The sequence below is a fragment of the Arenimonas sp. genome, assembly GCF_044348765.1.
In the GTDB taxonomy this organism is placed as follows: Bacteria; Pseudomonadota; Gammaproteobacteria; order Xanthomonadales; family Xanthomonadaceae; genus Arenimonas.
The window spans coordinates 1-4,025 of the sequence record NZ_JBIKSE010000067.1; the positions used below are offsets into that span (position 1 = coordinate 1).

Annotated in this window: 2 protein-coding genes; both read left to right on the forward strand. The window is 57.4% G+C overall.

Features of this window, described 5'->3' with window-relative positions:
• Positions 1 to 3 precede the first annotated feature (3 nt).
• Positions 4 to 2,847, forward strand: coding sequence for a M16 family metallopeptidase (locus ACIQ0Q_RS08315; protein WP_395772474.1), 2,844 nt, complete (start codon positions 4 to 6; stop codon positions 2,845 to 2,847).
• Between the two features lie 263 nt (positions 2,848 to 3,110).
• The coding region (locus ACIQ0Q_RS08320; protein ID WP_395772473.1) for a 3-oxoacyl-ACP synthase III at positions 3,111 to 4,025 on the forward strand (915 nt) is incomplete at its 3' end.

Genomic DNA, 4,025 nt, shown 5'->3' on the forward strand with positions numbered 1-4,025 from the left:
CTTATGCGCTTCGGAAACAAAACCCTGCTGTCGGCCGCGCTCGGTCTGGCCCTTCTCGGCACCGCGCCGTTTCTATTGCCATCGGCGCAGGCCGCCGGTGCCCAAACCGTCGACATCGCCTACCAGGAATTCACCCTGCCGAATGGCCTGCGCGTGATCGTGCATACCGATCGCAAAGCGCCGATCGTGGCCGTCAACATCTGGTACCACGTGGGCTCCAAGGATGAAACCCCGGGCCGTACCGGATTTGCGCATTTATTCGAACATCTGATGTTCCAAGGTTCCGAGAACTATAAAGACGAATTCTTCGGTCCGTTTGAGCGCGTCGGCGCTACCGACCAGAACGGCACCACCAATACCGACCGTACCAACTATTTCCAGAACGTACCGACTACGGCACTGGATATGGCGCTGTGGATGGAATCCGACCGTATGGGCCACTTCCTGGGCGCGGTTGACCAAGGCTTGCTCGATGAACAGCGTGGCGTGGTCCAGAATGAAAAGCGTCAGGGCGAAAATCAGCCCTATGGCGTATTGCGCGAGCCGCTTTCGAAAGCCCGCTTCCCGAAAGGTCACCCTTACAGCTGGACCACCATCGGTTCGATGAACGACTTGAACGCGGCCTCTTTGGAAGATGTCAAGAGCTGGTTCCGTCGCGCCTATGGCCCGAATAACGCCGTACTGGTGCTGGCCGGCGATATTGATCTGGCCACCGCGAAAGAAAAAGTCGCCAAATACTTCGGCGATATTCCGGCTGCGCCGAATTTCATTCAACCCAAGGTCGACGTTGCCCCGATGAAGGCTGATTCGCGCTTGGTGTTGACTGACAAAGTGCCGCAAGTCTCCTGGAACCGCATTTGGAATGTGGCACAAACCGGAACGCCGGAAGAAGAAGATCTGGATTTGTTCGCACAAGTGCTCGGCGGCAGCAGCAGCTCGCGCCTTGATCGTCGCCTGGTGCATCAGGAGAAATTGGTAGACAACATCTCGGCCAGTTATTTCGGCAGCCAGCTTTCGGGCGGGTTCCAGATCGGTGCGACCATCAAACAGGGCGTCGATCCGAAAAAAGTCGAGGCCATCGTTGATGAAGAGCTGAAGAAATTACTGGCCGAAGGCCCGACCCAGGCTGAATTGGACCAAGCCAAAGTCGCTGCCAAATCAGGATTTATCCGCCAAATTGAACGTATAGGCGGTTTCGGCGGTAAAGCCGACGTATTGGCTTCCTGCACCATTTACCAAAATAATCCAGGCTGCTTCCGCACCTCTTTGGCCAATATGGAAAAAGCCACTCCGGCATCGGTGAAAGCGGCTGGTAACAAGTGGCTGAAAAGCGGCAGCCTGTTTGCCATCGTCGAGCCCGGCGAGCGCAAACCGGTAGCCGAAGAGCCCTCGGTTACACGCACCGCCATGCCGGCAGTGGGCGTTGCCGATAAGAAATTCAAGACCACCGCAAGCGGTGTTGACCGCAGCAAAGGCGTGCCGGAAACCACGCAGTTCCCGGACCTCAGCTTCCCGCAACTTGAGCGAAAAACGCTGGCCAACGGCCTGAATGTTGTGCTGGCAGCACGTCCGGGTGTGCCGGTTGTGCAAATGAACATGCTGTTCGGTGGTGGCTTCAGCTCCGACCAAGGCAAAAAACTCGGCACCGCCAGCTTCGCCACCAATATGTTGAGCCAAGGTGCAGGCGGCTTTGATGCCTTGGGTTTTGCCGCAGAGCAGGAAAAACTAGGTGCCAATATCGGCAGCGCTGCCGGCTTGGATGGCGCGAGTGCATCGCTCTCGGCCATCAAGGAAAAGCTGGAACCGTCGCTGGCACTATATGCCACCATGCTGCGTAAACCCAATTTCGATGCCAAGGAAATGGAGCGAGTCCGCGCCCAGTGGCTGGCCACCATCAAACAGGAAAAAATCCAGCCGCAAGGTGTTGCCAACCGGATTCTGCCGGTCCTGATGTATGGTAACGGCCATCCTTATGCCATCCCACTCAGCGGCACTGGTAAAGAAACCGATATCGCCGCACTGACCCGCGATGATTTGTTGGCTTACCACCGGGATTTCATCCGCCCCGATGGCGCAACGCTGGTGATTACCGGCGATACCACCATGGCTGAAATCACGCCGTTGCTGGAAAAATACTTCGGCGATTGGAAAGGCCAAGGTGCAAAGCCCGCCACAGCATCGATTCCTGCGGTGACCTTGCCGAACAAGCCGCGTATTTTCCTGGTCGACCAGCCCGCTTCGGTACAGGCCAATATTTTCGCCGGCCATGTCGTGCCATCCAGTAATGATGCCAAGGCCATCGATCTTGAAGTCGCCAACGGCGTATTCGGCGGAACCTTCACCTCGCGTCTTAACATGAACCTGCGTGAGAAGAAGCGTTGGTCATACGGTGCCGGTTCCGGCCCCCGCAGCGCGCAAGGACAGCGCCCATGGATTGCTTCGGCCGGCGTGCAGATCGACAAGACCGCTGAATCGCTGGCGGAAATGGTGCGCGAAATCAACGAGTATGCAAGCGGCAAAACCCCTGCAACAGCCGATGAGGTCAGTAAAATCCAGCGTTCCTTCACCCTGCGTCTGCCGGGCTCGCTGGAGACCACCACCGCGTTGACCGGTTCGGTTGCCGATATCGTGCGTTTCAACCGTGCCGATGATTACGTGCTGCAACGCAGCAACCGCATCAAGGCCATTACCGTCGATGAAGTCCAGTCAACGGCCTCGTCCACCTTCAAGCCGGATGCCCTGGTTTGGCTGGTTGTCGGCGATCTGTCGAAGATCCGCAGCAAAATCGAAGCACTGAATCTCGGGCCGATCACCGTCCTGGACAACGACGGCAATATCGTCAAGTAAGTGCCTTTTTGTGGAAATGAAAAAGCCCGCTTCGGCGGGCTTTTTTTGCCTGAGAGCGATGGCTTACAGTAAGTTCTTGCGAACCAACCCGTAAAACGCCAGCAGTTCGGCGTTGAGCACCGAACGGTAAAGCGTCGAGAAAGCCTAAGCCCTTGTTTTAGCAGTTGCACTATGCCGGAAAACGGCCTTTTCAAGGCGGTTTATGGCAGAATAAAGGGCTTAGGCCCCATGCCGTTACCGGCCGGTCGTTTCTTGGAATCACTATGCTCTTCAAAAATGTCGCCATCGCCGGTCTTGCCCACATCGATGCCCCGGTCACCCTGACGTCCGACCAGATCAATCTCGAATTGAAACCGGCCATGGACCGACTCGGCATCAAGACTGATGTCCTGCAAGATGTTGCCGGCATCAAGGCCCGTCGCATGTGGGATGGTGATCTGCAGGCCTCCGATGTCGCCACCATGGCCGCCGAAAAGGCCCTGTTGGATGCCGGCGTCGACCGCAGCCGTGTCGGCTTACTGGTCAACACTTCGGTCAGCCGCGATTACCTGGAGCCGTCCACCGCCAGCATCGTGTCCGGTAATCTCGGTTTGAACGACAACTGCCTCAACTTTGATATCGCCAACGCCTGTCTGGCCTTCCTAAGCGGCATGGATGTGGCCAGTCGCATGCTAGAGCGCGGTGAAATCGACTACGCCTTGATCGTTGACGGCGAGACTGCGAATATGGTCTATGAGAAAACCCTGGCGCGCATGAAAGCGCCCGACCTCACCGAAGAACAGTTCCGCAACGAATTGGCTTCGCTGACCCTGGGTTGTGGTGCCGCCGCCATGGTGCTGTCACGCGTCGAGCTGGCCCCAGATGCGCCGCGCTACCGCGGCGGTGTGTCGCGCTCGGCCACCGAATGGAATACCTTGTGCCGCGGCAATCTCGACCGCATGGTCACCGACACCCGTATGCTGCTGATCGAAGGCATCAAGCTGGCATCTAAGACTTTCGCCGCCGCCCGTCTGGCTATGGGCTGGGCGGTCGAGGAAATTGACGAATTCGTAGTGCATCAGGTCAGCCGTGTGCACACCGATGCCATGATCAAGGCTTTCGGCATTGATCCCAAGAAAGTGATGACCATCTTCGCCGAGCACGGCAATATCGGCCCGGCCTCGGTGCCGATCGTGCTC

What these genes read in the sequence shown, in the direction of transcription:
- ACIQ0Q_RS08315 (WP_395772474.1), top strand. Translation starts at nt 4, where the DNA reads ATGCGCTTCGGAAACAAAACCCTGCTGTCGGCCGCGCTCGGTCTGGCC.